A 16,810-nucleotide genomic window follows, 5' to 3' on the forward strand; every position below is an offset into this window, starting at 1 on the left:
AAGGCAACGTGCCCGGCAAGGCCCGCCTGGGAGGAGTCAGGGATTATAGAGCTTGTCGATCTCGGTGTTCATCTGTTCCGCGGTGATTTCACCGGTCAGGGCACGCTGCATGTTCACCGGCCAGACCGTGTTCACGAAGTCGGAGGTTTCCGGCACGTTCGGCAGCAGGTTGGCAAAGGGCAGAGACTGCACTGTCGCGTCCACGAAGCGCTTCTCATGCAGTGTCCAGCCTTCGCTGTCGGTCTTGGTCACCGGCAACTGGCCTGTCGCCTTGTTGAACTCCATATTGTTGCCGGCCGTCGACAGGAAGGAAATCCACTTCCACGCAGCGTCCTTGTTTTCCGCCGAAGAGAAAACGGCGGTCGATTCATCGCCGAATGATGTCCAGTGGCCGCCGCCACATTCCGGTACGGGGGTTGCGGAAACCGCGTCGCCGAGCGCTTCGACCATGCCGTTGGAAGAGCCGATGTGGTGGATCGTCATCGCGGTCTTGCCGGCCTTGAACGCGCCGGTGACTTCCTTGAAGCCGTCATTGGGCGCGGAGGGCGGGAAGACCTTGTCCTTTTCGAAGAGGTCTACCACCCACTGGGTACCGGCGACGCCGGCGTCGCTGGTCAGGCTTCCTGCCGAGAAATCGACATTGCGCGAAAGCACGAAGCTGCCCCAGTGATCGTGACCGCCCTTGCCGCCCCGGAAACCGAAGCCGTAGACATCCGGCTGACCGTCGCCATCGGTATCGCGGGTCAGCTTCATGGCCACATCGCGGAACTCGTCACAGGTCTTCGGCACTTCAAGGCCGAGTTCCTCGAGCATGTCCTGACGGTAATAGAGGTAGAGCACCACATACTGGATGGGCAGGTAATAGGAGTTGCCGTCGGAGGCCTTGGTGAGATCCAGAAGATTGTCCTGCAGGTCGGCCTTGCCGTCCCAGGCGTCGATGCGATCACCGATCGGTTCCAGCGCGCCCATTTCCACCAGGCGCGGCTGTGCGAACATCTTCACCATCGCCGCATCCGGCGCGTTGCCGGCAACAATCGAGGTGTAGAGATTGTCGTAATAAGAGTTCCAGGGAATGTTCTCGGCTTCGATTTTGATGCCGGGATTCGCCTTTTCGAACTTTGCGACCAGTTCCGACATGGGATTGTCGGCATTGTCGAAATGGTACCAGAATCGAACGGTTTCATCCGCATAGGCTGTGGCCGTTCCGGCGAGCAGTCCAACGGCCAGCGCGGCCGATATGAGTTTTGACATTGCTTCCTCCACTTTATTTATATCGTTATTCGAGACCGTGTAAGTTCGCGAAAAGCCCTCCCGGCTTCCGCCGCAGCCTTGCGGGCTTCGGGTAGTTCAAGGCTCATTTGCATGAAGCCGTGGACGACGCCCGGATACAGGGTGTATGGGTCGGTCCGGCCGAGGCTGCGAAGCTGGCGGACCAGGTTTTCCGTATCCGAGCGAAGAGGGTCGACGGCCGCCGCGTTGAAGAACATCGGCGGCAGCTTGCGCAATTGGTCATCCGAGGCTTGATGCGGGGACACCAGCGGCGACTTCCTGTCGTCCGTAGCAGCCACATACCAGTCCCAGTAGCGCATCATCTTGGCCCGGGTCAGGCCGGGGCCGTCTTTCTGGCCGAGATAGGACGCGGTTTCGAAATTCGCGTCATAAACGCCATAGAACAAAAGCGCCGCATCCGGCCTTGGCAACGCTGCATCCTGCATCATGAGCAGCAGGGTCAGCGCGAGATTGGCGCCGGCGCTGTCTCCGGCGACAGCACGCGGTCCCGAGCACGCGGCAAGGTCCTTGTGACCGGCCGTGATGGCGGTCCAAACAGACATGCAGTCCATGAGGCCGGCGGGAAAGGGGGCTTCGGGCGCAAGGCGGTAGTCGAAGGTCAGCACATGGGCTCCGGCCTCCAGAGCCAGCAACCGGGCGGCACGTTCGTGGGTCGCCATGCTGCAGAAGGCCCAGCCGCCGCCGTGAATGAAAACGATCAGACCGTCCGCGCCTTCCGGGCTCATCAGGCGGCAGGGGATCGAGTGTCCTTCACGGGCGTCAATCGAGAACTCCCGGATGGGCATCCCGGGCAGGTCGCTGTTCCAGCGCGCGTTGGTCTGCTCGGCAAGTTCGCGGCCCTCCGGCGCGGACAGAAGCGTCGGATCACCGAGACCGGCGTCTTCTTTCGCCAGGCGCTCGAGAATCCACTGCATGCGCTCCGTCGGGATCAGATCCGCGTCTGTGGGCTGGAGACCGGTCATGATTTCACCGGTTCCCTTTCCGTCTTGACCGTCACGATGCTCGGCCCGAAATCGACGATGGTGGTGATATGGTGCGACAGCGCCTCGACGGCCTCCGGCCGGTTTCCCGCCGCCAGCGCGTCAAGGATGGCGACATGGCGTTCTGCTGTTTCGACCAGACCGCGGTTCGGTTCGGAATTCAGGATCTTGTAGCGGTGATTGTGTATGAGGCAGCGGCGCAGAATGGGCCGGACGCTCGGCATGTCCGCGGCATTGTAAAGATTGAGGTGGAAACTCCGGTCGTGAAGGGAGAGCAGATATTCGTCTCCCGCCTTCGCGGCCTTGCGCATGGCGTTGAGGTCCGCTTCCAGTTCCTTGCGCAAAAGCGGCCCGAAGCGGTTCAGAACTCTGACGACGCCACGGCACTCGATGTCGCGGCGGATCAGGATCAGTTCGTGCGCGTCCTCACTGCGGCTGTCCGCAACGAAGGTGCCCCGGTGCGGCACGCGCTCCACCAGACCGTCCGTCTGCAGGAACATCAGTGCCTCGCGCACGGTGCTCTGGCTGCATTCGAATCTGTCGGCCAGCTCCAGTTCGAGAATCGCCGCGCGCGGGGGCAGGTTGCCCAGCATGATGTCCTTCTGGATTTTCTCGAAGATCGCATGGCTGCGCTTGGTGGCACGGCGGGGCTGTTGCCGGGGGCGCCCGGGTTTGCCGTTTTCCTGATTGTCGAAGCTTTCCGCCGCCATGCCGGTCATGTACCACTTGAATATCGATAACGTTATCGATAATGTAGCGATAATGATGCGCCGATGCAAGCGGAAGCGTCGCAAGGAATGAAATGCGGCTCCTTACCGCAGATGATTTTGGGAGATTATGCCGATGTCATGGAGCGAGAAAACGGACCGGAAACAGAAGCGCATGCTGCGCGGGAGGACATTTTGGCCGCTATTCAGTTAGAGCAGATCGTGAAGAACTACGGTTCCTTCCAGGCAGTGAAGGGGATCGATCTGGAGGTTCGGGATGGTGAGTTCGTGGCCTTTGTCGGTCCGTCGGGCTGCGGCAAGAGCACCTTGCTGCGCATGATCGCGGGGCTGGAGGAAATAACCGGCGGCAAACTGCAGATCGAAGGCGCCGTGGTCAACGACCTTGAGCCGAAGGACCGGGACATCGCCATGGTGTTTCAGGACTACGCGCTCTATCCGCACATGTCTGTGGCCGACAATATCGGCTTCGGATTGAGGATGCGCGGAATGAGTGCGCAGGAACGGCGCCGGCAGGTCGAGGAGGCTGCGGATATCCTGCAGATCACCGCGCTTCTGGACAGAAAACCGGGGCAGCTTTCCGGTGGTCAGCGCCAGCGCGTGGCGATGGGGCGGGCGATTGTCCGCAGGCCCAAGGTGTTCCTGTTCGACGAACCCCTCTCAAACCTCGACGCCAAGCTTCGCGTCGACATGCGCACTCAAATCAAGCGGCTGCACAGCCTCCTGAAGACCACGATGGTCTATGTAACGCACGATCAGGTGGAGGCGATGACGCTGGCTGACCGTGTCGTTATCCTCAAGGATGGCGAGGTGATTCAGCAAGGCGCCCCGGTGGATGTCTACACGCTTCCCGAAACGCGGTTTGTCGGCGAGTTTATCGGTTCGCCGAAGATGAATATCCTGGAAGCCAGATCGGTCGGGCAGAATGGCAAAAGCGCGGCAGTTATCGGCGAGATGCGGATACCGCTTGGGCAAAGGCAGCTCGCCGCAGGCCGGGACATCCTGTTCGGCGTCCGTCCGGAGCACCTGATCCGCTGCGCCATTGACGAGGCCATGTTCCACACGACGGTCGATGTGCTGGAGCCGCTCGGTTCCGACACGATGGCGATCTGCATGCTCGAAAATCAGGAGATTACCGCCCGGCTCGCACCCGATCCGTCCCTCAGGCCCGGTACGCGGCTCGATCTGAGGGTCAAGCCGGAGGACATTCACCTTTTCGACGCGGCTACCGGCACCCGGATCTGATCCGGGTACCGGTCCCGCTTCTGGTCCGACTTTCTGACTCAGGTCCCGAAAATGCCAATACTCTCTGGGCGCTTCGGGATCTGAACGACTTGCACTGTCTTCAACGGCCGACGGCGTAGGCCTGCATCAGTCGGGGGGTCGCACCCGCCTTCAGTGTTCCGTCCGCCTCGCGTTTCGCGGCAGTCAGCCTGCCAATGCTCCAGTCCCCGGAAACCTCGATCGAATGGCCCCGCGCCCTCAGCTCGGCAAGCGTGCTGTCGCTGAAATTGCCCTCGGCCATCAGGTGACCCGGCTGGCGCTGGCGCGGATGGAAGGAGGTTGGAAAATGAGTGGTGTGGAACAGCGGCAGGTCGATGGCCTCCTGCAGATTGAGCCCGTGATGGACGAGGCGCAGGAACAGGGAGAGCTGCCACTGGTCCTGCTGGTCGCCTCCCGGCGTGCCGAAGGCGAGCGCCGGCCGGCCTTCGTGGAAAGCAAGGCTCGGCGTCAGCGTGGTGCGCGGACGCTTGCCGGGTGCCAGGCTCGCGGCGAGGCCTTCTTCCAGCCAGAACATCTGCGCCCTTGAATTGAGGCAGAAGCCGAGTCCCGGGATAACCGGAGACGATTGCAGCCAGCCGCCGGACGGCGTCGCCGTCACCATGTTGCCCCAGCGGTCGATGATGTCGAGATGCACCGTGTCGCCGCGCCGCTCCGACAGGTGCGCCATGGTCGTTTCGTACAGCCCGGTTTCAGCGATCCCGGCCCGGTCGATCACCGCCATGCTTCGGGCAACCTGATCTTCATACCCGGGAAGCGTGCCGGCACGCAGGTCAAAAGAGGCGCGGCCGGAAATCAGGCCGCGGCGGGCGGAATTGTAGTCTTCGCCAAGAAGCTGGAGAAGCGGCACGTCGATGAAATTCGGATCGCCGTAATAGACCTCGCGGTCGGCATAGGCGAGTTTCATGGCTTCGGTGACGTGGTGGACGAAATCCGGTCCGGCCGGGTCCATCGCGCCGATGTCGATGCCGCGCAGAAGGGCGAGCGATTGCAGGAGAACCGGTCCCTGACCCCAGGGGCCTGTCTTGGCAACGGTCCAGTCGTGATAGTCGTCCGTCAGAGGGTCCTCGTAAGAGGCTTGCCAGTTTGCCAGATCGTCAGGAGTGAGGACACCCTTGTGCCGGCTGCCGGAGCCGTCCATGACCTCGGTGCTCTCAAGGAAAGTTCCGATCTCCTCGGCGATGAAGCCCCGGTAGAAGCAGTCGCGTGCAGCATCGATCTGCTGTTCGCGGCCGCTTTTGCCTTCAGCCTCGTCAAGCAGGCGTTTCCAGGTTGCCGCCAGCACGGGGTTGCGGAACATCTCGCCGGCCTGGGGAACGTTGCCGCCCGGAACCCAGGTCTCAAAGGACGTCGGCCACTCCTTTTCGAAAAATTCGCTGAGCCCGCCGATGGTCGAGGCCGTGCCGCGCAGTATGGGCTGGCCGTGTTCGGCATAGTAGATCGAGGGTTCCAGAACATCTCGCAGGCTCAGCGTGCCCCGGTCGCGCAGCATGAGCATCCAGCCGTCGAAAGCGCCCGGAATGACGGTCGACAACAGGCCGTTGCCGGGGATGAGGGACATGCCCTCGGACTTGTAGTGGGCGATGGTCGCACCGGCCGGCGCCGGGCCCTGGCCGCAAACGACCTTTGTCTCGTCTCTTTGCGCATCGTGGAAGATGACCGGAAGATCTCCGGCAGGACCGTTCAGATGCGGTTCCAGAACCTGCAGGACGAGGCCGGTTGCTACCGCTGCGTCAAAGGCGTTGCCGCCTTTTTCCAGGATGCTCATGCCGACAGCGCTGGCAATCCAGTGGGTCGAGGTAACGACGCCGAAGGAGCCGGTAATTTCGGGGCGTGTAGTGAAAGTCGTCATAATATACTCATTCGGGTTGAAAAAAGCTGTCTCAAGTCTCGCGCGGGTCGAGAGCATCGCGCAGGCCGTCGCCGAGCAGGTTGAAACCGAGCACGACGAGGAAGATCGCCGCGCCTGGCCACCAGGCCATCCATGGTGCCTGGGTCATGAAGTTCTTGGCGACGTTCAGCATCGACCCCCAACTGGGCGCCGGAGCCTGCTGGCCGAGCCCCAGGAAGGAGAGACTGGCCTCGGCGATGATTGCGGTTGCTACGGTCAGCGTGGCCTGAACGAGGATCGGGGCGAGAACGTTGGGAAGAATGTAGCGGCCCATGATGGCGGTGTGGGTGAGACCGACGGCGTGCGCGCCTTCCACAAAGTCCTCGGTCTTCACGGCAAGCACCTGCCCGCGTGTGAGCCTGACGAAGATCGGCACGGCGGACAGGCCTATGGCGATCATCGCGTTGGTCAGGCTTGGCCCGAGAAACGCGGCGAGCGCGATGGCCAGGATCAGAAAGGGCGTTGCCAGCAGCGCATCGGTGACGCGCGAGATCGCCTGATCGGTCCAGCCGCCGAAATAGCCCGAGATCAGGCCGAAAGGCACGCCGACCAGCACCGCTATGATTACGGAGACGACGCCGGCCAGCAGCGAGGCCTGTGCGCCCCAGATCATGCGCGACAGGATGTCCCGGCCGATCTCGTCGGTGCCCAGCCAGTGAGCAGCAGAGGGCGCCTTGCGGATCGCGCTCCAGTTTGTGGCCAGGGGATCGTCGATCGGCAGGATCGGTGCGGCCAGCGCAATGGCAATGAAGAAGGCGACGATCACCAGCCCGAACTGGGCGCTTCTGTTGACCTTCAGCTTCTTCCAGGCGCGGTTTTCCGGCCTGACGGTCTCTTCTGCCGGATCGGCGGCGGAGGTCACGGCGCTCACAGGCTGCTCCTCATACGCGGGTTGAGAAGGAAATAAAGAACGTCGGCGACAAGATTCATCAGGATGAAGCCGGCGGCGGTGCACATGACGACTCCCTGAACCACGGCATAGTCGCGGGTGAAGACCGCATCGACAATCAGCTTGCCAAAGCCGGGGATGGTGAAGATCTGCTCCGTCAGAACCGCCCCGGCAAGCAATTCGCCGAAGAGGAGTGCGCTGAGTGTGACGATGGGCAGCAGTGCGTTGCGGAAAGCGTGTTTCAATATGACGGTTTGTTCCAGCAGGCCCTTGGCTCTCGCGGTGCGCACATAGTCGGCTTTCAGGACGCCGAGCATGGCGGAACGGGTATGGCGCATGAGCGTGGCGGCAAGGGCGGTGCCCAGCACGAAAGCCGGCATGATCATGGTCTGGAAGGATTTCGCCGGATCCACGAAAGGCGATACATAGCCCGAGGCCGGCAGCCAGCCCAGATGCACGGAGACCAGCATGATGAGCATGATGCCGAGCCAGAAGTTGGGGATGGACAGGCCGGAAAGCGCGATGAAGTTGGCGATGTAGTCGACGGCCGTGCCTTTTTTGACGGCTGAGAGAATTCCCGCCGGAATGCCGATCGCGAAAGCGATGATCATGGCCATCACGGCGAGCTGGATGGTGACCGGCAGCTTGTCGCCGATCAGGTCCAGTACCGGTTGGCGGGTTCTGAGGGAGATGCCCAGATCGCCCTGCAGCATGGCTTTCATCCAGTAAAAATACTGCATGATGATCGGGTCGTTGAGGCGGTATTTCTCGCGAATGAACTCCAGCATCTCTGGATCGCGTTCCTCGCCCGCGAGCACGAGAGCCGGATCGCCGGGCAGCAGTTTCTGCAGCACGAAGACGAAGATCGACACCAGGATCAGCGTCGGTATGGCGATGAGCAGCCGGCGCGCAATGTAGGACAGCATTCAGGCACTACCCGGTTTGAAGCGGATCCCGGCGAGGAGCCGGGATCCGCGGTTGGTGTGGATTATTTGAACTTGACGTTCTCGAGGCGGATCATGCCGTCCGGATAGGGTGTGAAGCCTTCCAGCTTCTCGGAAAGCGCCCAGATCCAGGTTACGTGATAGAGATAGATGATCGGCAATTCCTCGATCAGGATGTCGCGCGCCGCGTCGTATTTGGCCTTTCGGGTGGCATTGTCGGTGCTCGTGCGGGCTTCATCCAGGAGCTTGTCGACTTCCGGAATGCAGACCTTTGAATCGTTGATGCCGCCCTCGCAGGTCATGAACTGGTGGATGTTGCCGTCAGGATCGACACGGCCCGACCAGCCGACCTGGCTGCCCTGGTAATTGCCGGCCGACTGGTCCGCCAGAAGGCTGGCGAATTCCATCGTCTTCAGCTTGACGTTGAAGCCGGCTTCAGCGGCCATCGACTGCACCACCTGCATCATCTGGGTCTGAACCGGGTTGTTGGCGACCTGGATCTCCACATCGAGGCTGTCATAGCCTGCTTCCTTCAGGAGCTCCTTGGCTTTTTCCACGTCGCGGGCCTGAATCGGATAGTCCTGATCGTACCAGGGGCTGGTCGGCGGGAACGGCTGATTGCCCGGCGCGAATGCGCCTTCGAAAACCACCTGGTTGATGGCGTCCCGATCGAGCGACAGGCTGAAGGCCTGACGGATCTTCGGATCGTTGCCGAACGGGTTGTCACCCTTGTCGCCGTTGTTGATGTTCACCGTGATGCCCTGATAACCGAGGCTGACGGCCTCGGCGTAGGACAGATCCGCATCGTCCTTGACGGAAGCGACATCGGTGGCCGCCAACCGCTCAAGCATGTCCAGATCGCCGGAGCGCAGGTTGGCCAGACGCACGGTGGTGTCCGGGATCGGCAAGAAGGTCACCGTGTCGAAGTTGATGGCATCCGCGTTCCAGTAGCCGTCGTATTTACCGAGCACGATGCGGTCCTGCTGGACGCGCTCCACGAATTTGAACGGGCCCGAGCAGACCGGGTTGTTGCCGAAATCCACTCCGGCGGCGGCTGCGGCGGTCGGTGACATCATCATGCCCGAGCGGTCGGCGAACTGGGCAAGCAGCGTCGCGTCCGGGGCTGTCAGATTGATTTTGACCTGCAACGGTCCGGAGACCTCAACGGAGTCGATGGACTTGACTTCGCTCTTGCGGCGGCTTTCCGGCAGGGTTTTCGAACGCTCGATATTGGCCTTGACGGCCTCGGCATCGAACGGCGTGCCGTCATGGAAAGTGACGCCGTCGCGCAGGTCCATGGTCAGGACCTTGCCGTCATCGGACCAGCTCCAGCCGGTCGCGAGCTGCGGAATGATTTCGAGATCCGGTGTGATGTCGACCAGTTTGTCGCACAGCGACGCATAGACGATGCGACCGACGAACGTCCGGGACTGATCGGGATCGAGCACATCGGCATCGTCCTGAAGGCCGATGCGCAGATCGGCGGCATGGGCCGCCGTTGCCAGGGTTGTCGCGCTCAGCAGCAGCGCTGCCAGGAATTGCTTACGCATTGTTGTGACTCCTCTCGGAAAGCTTGATTTGAGTTTCTGTTGCGGCCGTGACCGGCTCTTGTCGTTGACTTATTTCGCGAAACAGCGCGAAACGCTTCTCCGCGTTTTCGCTCCTTGGCGGCTCTCGGACGGAGCCTTGCGAATTCTCGGCGATTTTCTCCCAATGATGGCAGGCGACCATCCGCGCGTTGGCAACGTCGGTCAGCGCGGGTTTTTCCGTGCCGCACAGGCTGGTCGCATGTGGGCAGCGGGGGTGAAAGCGGCAGCCTGACGGAGGGGCGAGCGGCGAGGGCACGTCGCCTGTCAGGGAAACGTCCATGGACCGGCCATGGGGCGAGGCAATCGGGATTGCCCGCATCAGCGCCTGCGTATAGGGATGCAGCGGTTTGTCGTACAACGGGTCATTGGGCGCCAGTTCGACGATTTCACCGAGATACATCACGGCGATGCGGTCGCTCATGTGCCGGATGACCGCGAGATCATGGGCAATCAGGATCAGCGTCAGGTCGAATTCGGCCTTCAGGTCCTCCAGAAGATTGATGACCTGGGCCTGCACGGAGACGTCGAGGGCGGAGACCGGTTCGTCGCCGACAATCACCTTCGGGCCGCTGGCCAGGGCCCGCGCGATGCCGATACGCTGGCGCTGGCCGCCGGAAAACTCATGCGGATAGCGGTTGGCGAAAGCCGCGCGGAGGCCGACCTTTTTCAAAAGATCCGCCACTTTCAGGCGCCGTTCCTTGCGCGAAAGCGACGTGTGAACCTTCATCGGCTCCTCGATCAGCGCGCCGACGGTCATGCGCGGATTGAGCGAGGAAAACGGGTCCTGGAAGACGAACTGAAGATCCTTGCGCAGGCGGCGCATCTCCGGTTCTGAAAGAGACGAGATGTCATTGCCCTCGTAGAGCACCGCGCCCTCGGATGCCGGCAGCAGCCGCACCAGCAGACGGGCAAGTGTGGACTTTCCGCAGCCGCTTTCGCCGACAATCGAGAAAGTTTCCCCGCGCCGGATGTCCAGGGACACCTCGTTGACGGCGCCGACGGACACAGAGCGGCCGAACAGGCCCTTGCTGCTGGCAAACCGCTTTGTGGCTGAGCGCGTCTCGATGATCCTGTCGCGGGTCGGCAGCCTCATGATCCGGCCTCCTGGAGCACGGTCTCGGGGAACATCGTCTCCAGCGGGGCGTAATGGCAGGCGGCCCGGTGGGAAGGGCCGAGTTCGTCAAGCGGCGGTGTCGAGATCTCGCAATTCGCCTGTGCGAAGGGGCACCGGGGCGTGAAGCGGCATCCCGAAGGCATTTGATCGATCGCCGGTACCATGCCACCGATCGTCGCAAGCCTGCCGGAGCGCGGACCGACGGAAGGAACGGAGCTCATCAGGCCGATCGTATAGGGGTGCTGGGGATCGTCGAAGATGGAGGCCACCGGACCGTCCTCAACCATGTGGCCGGCATACATGACGCAGACCCTGTCGGCGATTTCCGCGACAACGCCCAGGTCGTGGGTGATCATGACGAGAGCCGTCCCGGTTTCCTTCTGAAGCTCCTCGACCAGATCGATGATCTGGGCCTGGATCGTAACGTCCAGCGCAGTGGTCGGCTCATCTGCGATCAGCACCGCCGGATCATTCGCAAGAGCCATGGCGATCATGACCCGCTGGCGCATGCCGCCGGAAAGCTCGTGCGGATAGTCGTCCAGCCGGCTGGATGCGGCGGGGATCTTCACCCGATCCAGCATCTGCAGCGCGCGCTGCCGCGCCTCGGCCCGGGTCACATGCTTATGGCGCAGCACGACCTCGGCAATCTGATCTCCGATCCTGTAGGAGGGATTGAGCGAGGTCATCGGCTCCTGAAAAATCATCGAGATCGTATTGCCGCGAAGATCCGCCATGGCGCGTTGCGACAGCTCAAGCAGATCGCGATCACCGAACATGGCTGTGCCGGACATGACCTGTGCGACGGACCGGGGCAGCAACCCCATGAGGGACAGGGCGGTGACCGACTTGCCGCAACCGCTCTCGCCGACGATACACAGGGTCTCGCCCGGGCAGACAGCGAAGGAAATACCGTCGATGATGTTGGCGGGGGCGCCCTTGAAGCGGAGCGCGAGATTTTCGACGATGAGAACGGGAGTGACGTTCGGGTCAGTGACCTTCGACATCGGCCACCTCTGTCACGTTCTGGTAGAGAAGGCGCTGCTGGAGGGCCAGAAGATGGCTGCGCATGGCTTTTTCCGCTGAGACCGGGTCGCGATTCTCAATGGCCTTGATGATATCGACATGCTGGGACTTGTAGAGCGTCATCGCGTCACTGGTCCTGAGCGCTTCGCGCACATGGCGCCAGGCCGCATCCTGCCGGACCCGGTCGACGACATCGAACAGCGCCAGGAACAGTGCGTTCTTGGCGGCGCGCGCGATGGCCCGGTGCAGGGCGCTGTCCCAGAGTTCCCGGCCATCCATGTCCTCGGCCTTTCCGAGGCGGCCGGCAACCTCGCGCATGGCGGCGATATCCGCCGAATTGGCCCGCAGGGCCGCGAGACGGGCAAGGACGGGTTCTATCTGCAGCCGGACTTCCATCACTTCGAGCATGTTGGAATTCTCGTGCAGGGAAAGGATCTGCTTTTCCGGGTGGGCGGGTTCGCTCCCGATGAACGTTCCCGCACCCTGTCTCCGCCAGATTTTGCCCTCTGTTTCAAGCACTTCCAGTGCACGTCGCACCGCCCTGCGGCCGACGCCGATGGTTTCGGACAGCTCGCGCTCGGTGGGAACCTGCTCGGCTCCTTCGGCCGTCAGCTGATCGACGATGATCCTGAGCCGCTCTAGAGCCATGCTGGAATTCCGCTGAGAAGGCTTTTCCGTTTCGTTCATGCCACACCAATCCGAACCAATTTGAATTGGTGTCAGTATTGTTGGGAAATCTTCGGCGCGCAACCCTCCACGATGAGGCTTCCGGTGGCGTGTTTGCCTTTGCCTCAACTGAATTCCTTAGGCGAAGTTCAACCGTTTTGTCGCAATGAACTTGCCCTAATGACTTGTTTTAAGAGAAATATTTTTCCGACTTGGTAAGTCCGTAGCTCTCCGGTTTTTCGAGAGGTGTCTGGTGTTGCTTGAAATTTGTGCGATGGAACAAATTTTAATCGGTCACCTAACGGTCGAGATTATCAACGCGAGCGCGCAAGGAAATTTCGAAAATTTCAGTAAAATGTCCAAAATATTCTGACCGAGCGGTAGGAATAGTCTATGTATTTCAAGATGGTTGTTCGGTCCTGAGCCCTCTGGGCAAGGAAAGGCGATAACCAGTTGATTGGTTCGCTTCAGATATCCTGTGACGGGAAATGCGAGTGGTGATGTTTTGGGCGTGCCGGATCTTTGGGCGATGGCGCAATTGACAAGAGTTTTGTCTTCGGCAATCCTCCGATGGACATAGCGGCATTCGTTCAGCCGCATGGCAACCGCGCCCCGATCTGTCGCAGCTGATACCTGCGGGTCGGGGTTTTTTTGTGCCCGGCCGTAATTGCGCGTTCTCGAAGTGTCGGACTGGTGGAGTTGAAGGTGAACATGGCTTTGAGGGAGATTCCGGTCGGCGTCCTGTTTTCGAAATCCGGATCCTATTCCGTGATCGGCCAGGAAGCCTATTGGGGTGCCCGCATCGCTATCGACGAAATCAACGCGTCCGGGCAGTTCGATTTCCGCTTCCTGAGGGTTGACGGCGAGCCTGCAGGCCTGGCTGAGAACTATGCCGTCGAGGCTGACCGGTTGATGCGTGAAGCCGGATGCCGCCACATTGTCGGCACCCAGACCTCGTCCAGCCGCAAGGAAGTGCTTCCGGTTCTGGAGCGCGGACGCGGACTGCTCTGGTATACGACGCCCTATGAGGGCTTCGAGAGCCATGACAGGGTCGTCTATACGGGGGCCTGTCCGAACCAGGGGGTTGTTCCGCTCTTTCGCCACATCGTGCCGGAATACGGACGCGATGCCTTTCTGATCGGTTCCAACTATATCTGGGGCTGGGAAACCAACCGTATCGCCCGCGAACTTCTGGCTGGTTGCGACGGCGAGGTACTCGGCGAGAGATATGTCGCGATCGGTGACGAGAATATCGTTCATCTGATCGCGGAAATTCGCGAAAAGCGGCCTTCTTTCATCTTCAACAACCTGATCGGCGTCAGCAGCTATGCGTTTCTTCGCGCCATGAAGGAACTGGCTGGCGAAGAGTCCGCCTTCGCGCCGGGTCGCTGTCCGATCCTGAGCTGCAACCTGACCGAGGCGGAACTGCCGGTTCTGGGCGCTGCGGCGGATGGACTGATTTCCACCTCGACTTATTTCGAAACGCTGGAAACACCGGAAAACGCTGCCCTTCGCGCACGTCTTGAAGGAATGCGTGGTCCGGAGAGGGCGATCTCCTCCATGTTCGTCGGGCCGTATGAGGCGGTCTGGCTCCTGGCGCGGGCGATCGAAGCTTGCGGGAGCGATCATCCGGACGACGTGCTGGCGGAGCTTTGCCGTCAACCCCACAAGACGCCTCTCAGGGAGATCCGCATCGATCCGCAAACCCAGCATGCTCACCTGCTGCCGTTGATCGCGGTGGCAGAGACGTGCGGCCATTCGGGCGATGGTGCGGCTGGGCGATCGCGCTTTCGCATCGTCGAAAAGACGCCTGGACCTCTGGCCCCGGATCCCTATCTCGTTCACTACGATCCGCTGGACACGGGCGCCGCAGGTCGCCCGGCGGGCTCTGCGCGGATGTCCGCTCCGGTGGCCGGCAACGCCTCGAAGCTGAGGCTGGTGTCGTCATGAGCAATCTGTTCCGCACCCCCAGTTTCCGAGGCTGGTCCGCCAGCATCCTGCACAAACCGCATACGGACCGTGACGCTGTGTGCCGTCAGCTTGACCGTCTCGGTGTGGAGATTTCGACCGCGTGGCCGGAACTGCCGGCTGGGGCCGAACAGGCAGACCTTCTCATATTCGATGCAGATGCTGGCCATGATGCCCAGTTTCCGTGGCCGGCCGATGCCCATCCAATGCCGATGATCGCCCTGATGGGAACCGAAGCGCCGGGACGCGTCGAATGGGCGATCCGGCGCGGGGCCATCGCCCATCTCAACAAGCCGGTCACGTCAAGCGGTGTTTATGGCGCGCTGGTCGTCGCGCAGCGGACCTTTACCATGCGCCGCGCCTCCGAGGAGCGCATCGCCACACTGGAGGCACGGCTTGCCTGCCGACCGCAGGTCGCGGAGGCCATCCTTCTGCTCATGCAGCATCAGGACGGCGATGCGGAAACGGCCTACCGTCTGCTGCAGGACATGGCGATGAAGAGCCGCCAGACCATTGAGGCCGTGGCCAGGGATCTGATCGAGCGTGCGGGAGGGGAGAATGACGGCCGACGCGAAGCCTGAACTCCTTCCGGTTGCCGCCACCGATCTGCCGCGAGGTGTTTTGTGGAGACTGGTTCGCAGAAAGCTGGCACTTTTTGCCATGGTCGTGATCGGGATCATCGTCGGGGCAGCCCTGTTCGCGCCGCTGGTCGCGCCTTTCAATCCGGAAGAACAGTTCTTTGAGGGCCTGACACTGGAAGGCGCGCCACTGCCGCCAGGCGAAAGGTTCTGGCTCGGCACGGATCTTCTCGGCCGGGATCTGTTGTCGCGGCTGATCTACGGAGCCAGAACGTCGCTCATCATCGGGATCGTGGCAAACGGTATTGCCGTGGTGGTCGGGGCTTTCGTCGGCATTCTCGCAGGCTTCTTCCGCGGCTGGGTGGAGACGCTGCTCATGCGGTTCACCGACCTGATGATGGCTTTTCCGGCGCTTCTTCTGGCGATCACCCTGGCGGCGATCTTCCAGCCTTCGCTATGGATCGTCGCCATGGTCATCGCCATGGTGAACTGGGTGCAGATGGCGCGTGTCGTCTATACGGAAACCAGGTCGCTTTCGGAGCGGGAGTTCATTCTCGCCGAGCGGGCCATGGGAGCGGGGCTGTTCCGCATCCTGTTCCGTCACATTCTGCCGCACCTTTTGTCCTCCATCGTGGTCTTCGGCACGGTCGGCATTTCCACGACCGTGCTTCTGGAGGCAACGCTCAGCTATCTGGGCATCGGCGTGCAGCCGCCGACTCCTTCCTGGGGCAACATCATCTACGAGAACCAGACCTATTTCACCTCCGCTCCCTGGCTGGTGTTCTTCCCCGGCTTCGCGATTATCGCCCTGGCGCTGGGCTTCAATCTCCTGGGCGACAGCTTGCGGGAAGTGCTTGATCCGACCCAGAAGGGGAGGCACTGATCATGGGTGGATATGTCCTGCGGCGCGTCCTGCAATCGTTGCTCATCCTGCTCGGGATTTCGTTCCTGACATTCATCCTCTTGTACCTGATCCCGGCGGATCCGGCGCGCCAGATCGCAGGCCGCAGCGCAACGGCGCAGACGGTGGAGAACATCCGCGAGCAACTGGGTCTCAACCTGCCGTTCTACCAGCAGTATTTCCGCTATCTGACGGGCCTTTTGCAGGGCGATCTCGGGCGGTCCTATCTGCAGAAGACGGAAGTCGGCGAGCTGATCCGCTCACGCCTGCCCGCCACTCTCCTGCTGATGGCGGGCGCGATCATCTGCGAACTTGCCATCGGCCTGACAATGGGAATCGTTGCAGCTCTTCGCCGCAACACGGCGACGGATACAAGCCTCATGGTGCTTTCCTTCGTCGGCGTTTCCTCGCCGCAATTCGTGATCGGCATCCTGCTTCTCTATGTGTTCTCGGTGCAGCTCGGGTGGTTTCCGATCGGTGGTTACGGGACATTCCGGCACATGGTCCTGCCGTCGCTGACGCTCGGTCTGCTGGGCGCCGGCTGGTATTCGCGCATGATGCGCTCGTCGATGATCGATGTGCTGCGCCAGGACTTCATCCGCACGGCGCGGGCCAAGGGGCTGAAGCGCTGGCAGGTGCTGTTCGGCCATGCCATGCCGAACGCGCTGCTGCCGGTGATCGCGATGATCGGCATCGATATCGGCCTGTTCATGAGTGGCATCGTCGTGGTGGAAAGCGTTTTCGGATGGCCGGGCATCGGACAGCTCGCCTGGCAGGCCATCCAGCGCGTCGACATCCCGATCATTATGGGCGTAACGCTCGTCTCCGCATTCGCGATCGTTCTCGGAAACTTCCTCGCCGACCTGATCGTGCCCCTGATTGATCCGAGGATCAAGCTGCGCTGATGCGCGGAAAGAATGCCGGGAAATCCACCGAAAGAGCGGACCGGCTGAATCACCTTAACCTGGAGG

The 16,810-nt window shown here is 61.5% G+C and carries 15 protein-coding genes; 5 read left to right on the plus strand and 10 right to left on the minus strand.

The features are described from left to right. Positions 1–36: 36 nt before the first annotated feature. Genes OA90_RS08820 through OA90_RS08830 form a run of 3 tightly spaced genes read right to left on the minus strand, consistent with a single transcriptional unit; the run spans position 37 to position 2,989 of the window. A complete protein-coding gene (locus tag OA90_RS08820; RefSeq protein WP_068409535.1) occupies positions 37–1,251 on the minus strand; it encodes a sugar ABC transporter substrate-binding protein in 1,215 nt (404 codons plus the stop codon). 17 nt (positions 1,252–1,268) lie between these two features. Then, positions 1,269–2,252 carry an alpha/beta hydrolase gene (locus tag OA90_RS08825; RefSeq protein ID WP_156510438.1) on the minus strand — a complete coding sequence of 328 codons (984 nt, stop codon included), beginning with the start codon at positions 2,250–2,252 and terminating at the stop codon, positions 1,269–1,271. Further along, positions 2,249–2,989 carry a GntR family transcriptional regulator gene (locus OA90_RS08830; protein WP_208986044.1) on the minus strand — a complete coding sequence of 247 codons (741 nt, stop codon included), beginning with the start codon at positions 2,987–2,989 and terminating at the stop codon, positions 2,249–2,251. Before OA90_RS08830 ends, OA90_RS08825 begins: the two co-directional genes overlap by 4 nt. 183 nt (positions 2,990–3,172) lie before the next feature. On the opposite strand from OA90_RS08830, the gene ugpC reads away from it, so the two are divergent. Beyond that, positions 3,173–4,240, plus strand: coding sequence for a sn-glycerol-3-phosphate ABC transporter ATP-binding protein UgpC (gene ugpC, locus OA90_RS08835; protein WP_068409847.1), 1,068 nt, complete (start codon positions 3,173–3,175; stop codon positions 4,238–4,240). 100 nt (positions 4,241–4,340) lie between these two features. On the opposite strand, the gene OA90_RS08840 is transcribed toward ugpC, so the two are convergent. From OA90_RS08840 to OA90_RS08870, 7 genes are all read right to left on the minus strand, one after another. Next, positions 4,341–6,128: a gamma-glutamyltransferase family protein gene (locus OA90_RS08840; RefSeq protein ID WP_068409537.1), complete on the minus strand. Its 1,788-nt coding sequence runs from the start codon at positions 6,126–6,128 to the stop codon at positions 4,341–4,343. 31 nt (positions 6,129–6,159) lie between these two features. After that, positions 6,160–7,029 carry an ABC transporter permease gene (locus OA90_RS08845; RefSeq protein ID WP_068409851.1) on the minus strand — a complete coding sequence of 290 codons (870 nt, stop codon included), beginning with the start codon at positions 7,027–7,029 and terminating at the stop codon, positions 6,160–6,162. A 5-nt stretch (positions 7,030–7,034) separates the two neighbouring features. Then, the gene (locus OA90_RS08850) at positions 7,035–7,982 is read right to left on the minus strand and encodes an ABC transporter permease (RefSeq protein ID WP_068409539.1); all 948 of its coding nucleotides are present in this window, start codon (positions 7,980–7,982) and stop codon (positions 7,035–7,037) included. A gap of 62 nt (positions 7,983–8,044) precedes the next feature. Then, the gene (locus tag OA90_RS08855) at positions 8,045–9,550 is read right to left on the minus strand and encodes an ABC transporter substrate-binding protein (protein ID WP_068409541.1); all 1,506 of its coding nucleotides are present in this window, start codon (positions 9,548–9,550) and stop codon (positions 8,045–8,047) included. Beyond that, positions 9,543–10,682: a dipeptide ABC transporter ATP-binding protein gene (locus OA90_RS08860; RefSeq protein ID WP_068409543.1), complete on the minus strand. Its 1,140-nt coding sequence runs from the start codon at positions 10,680–10,682 to the stop codon at positions 9,543–9,545. The genes OA90_RS08855 and OA90_RS08860 overlap by 8 nt, the downstream gene beginning before the upstream one ends. Further along, positions 10,679–11,707, minus strand: a complete 1,029-nt coding sequence (locus tag OA90_RS08865; protein ID WP_068409545.1) for an ABC transporter ATP-binding protein — start codon at positions 11,705–11,707, stop codon at positions 10,679–10,681. Before OA90_RS08865 ends, OA90_RS08860 begins: the two co-directional genes overlap by 4 nt. Beyond that, the gene (locus OA90_RS08870; protein ID WP_244274571.1) at positions 11,691–12,374 is read right to left on the minus strand and encodes an FCD domain-containing protein; all 684 of its coding nucleotides are present in this window, start codon (positions 12,372–12,374) and stop codon (positions 11,691–11,693) included. Before OA90_RS08870 ends, OA90_RS08865 begins: the two co-directional genes overlap by 17 nt. 729 nt (positions 12,375–13,103) lie before the next feature. Here OA90_RS08870 and OA90_RS08875 point away from each other — a divergent pair. The 4 genes from OA90_RS08875 to OA90_RS08890 are packed head-to-tail and all read left to right on the plus strand — an operon-like array spanning position 13,104 to position 16,744. Beyond that, positions 13,104–14,342, plus strand: a complete 1,239-nt coding sequence (locus tag OA90_RS08875; protein ID WP_068409549.1) for a transporter substrate-binding domain-containing protein — start codon at positions 13,104–13,106, stop codon at positions 14,340–14,342. Continuing rightward, the gene (locus tag OA90_RS08880; protein ID WP_068409551.1) at positions 14,339–14,941 is read left to right on the plus strand and encodes an ANTAR domain-containing protein; all 603 of its coding nucleotides are present in this window, start codon (positions 14,339–14,341) and stop codon (positions 14,939–14,941) included. Before OA90_RS08875 ends, OA90_RS08880 begins: the two co-directional genes overlap by 4 nt. Beyond that, a complete protein-coding gene (locus tag OA90_RS08885) occupies positions 14,919–15,821 on the plus strand; it encodes an ABC transporter permease (protein ID WP_068409553.1) in 903 nt (300 codons plus the stop codon). Before OA90_RS08880 ends, OA90_RS08885 begins: the two co-directional genes overlap by 23 nt. Before the next feature lie 2 nt (positions 15,822–15,823). Continuing rightward, positions 15,824–16,744: an ABC transporter permease gene (locus OA90_RS08890; protein ID WP_068409555.1), complete on the plus strand. Its 921-nt coding sequence runs from the start codon at positions 15,824–15,826 to the stop codon at positions 16,742–16,744. Positions 16,745–16,810: the final 66 nt, after the last annotated feature.

This window comes from Labrenzia sp. OB1, assembly GCF_001624695.1.
Lineage (GTDB): Bacteria > Pseudomonadota > Alphaproteobacteria > Rhizobiales > Stappiaceae > Roseibium.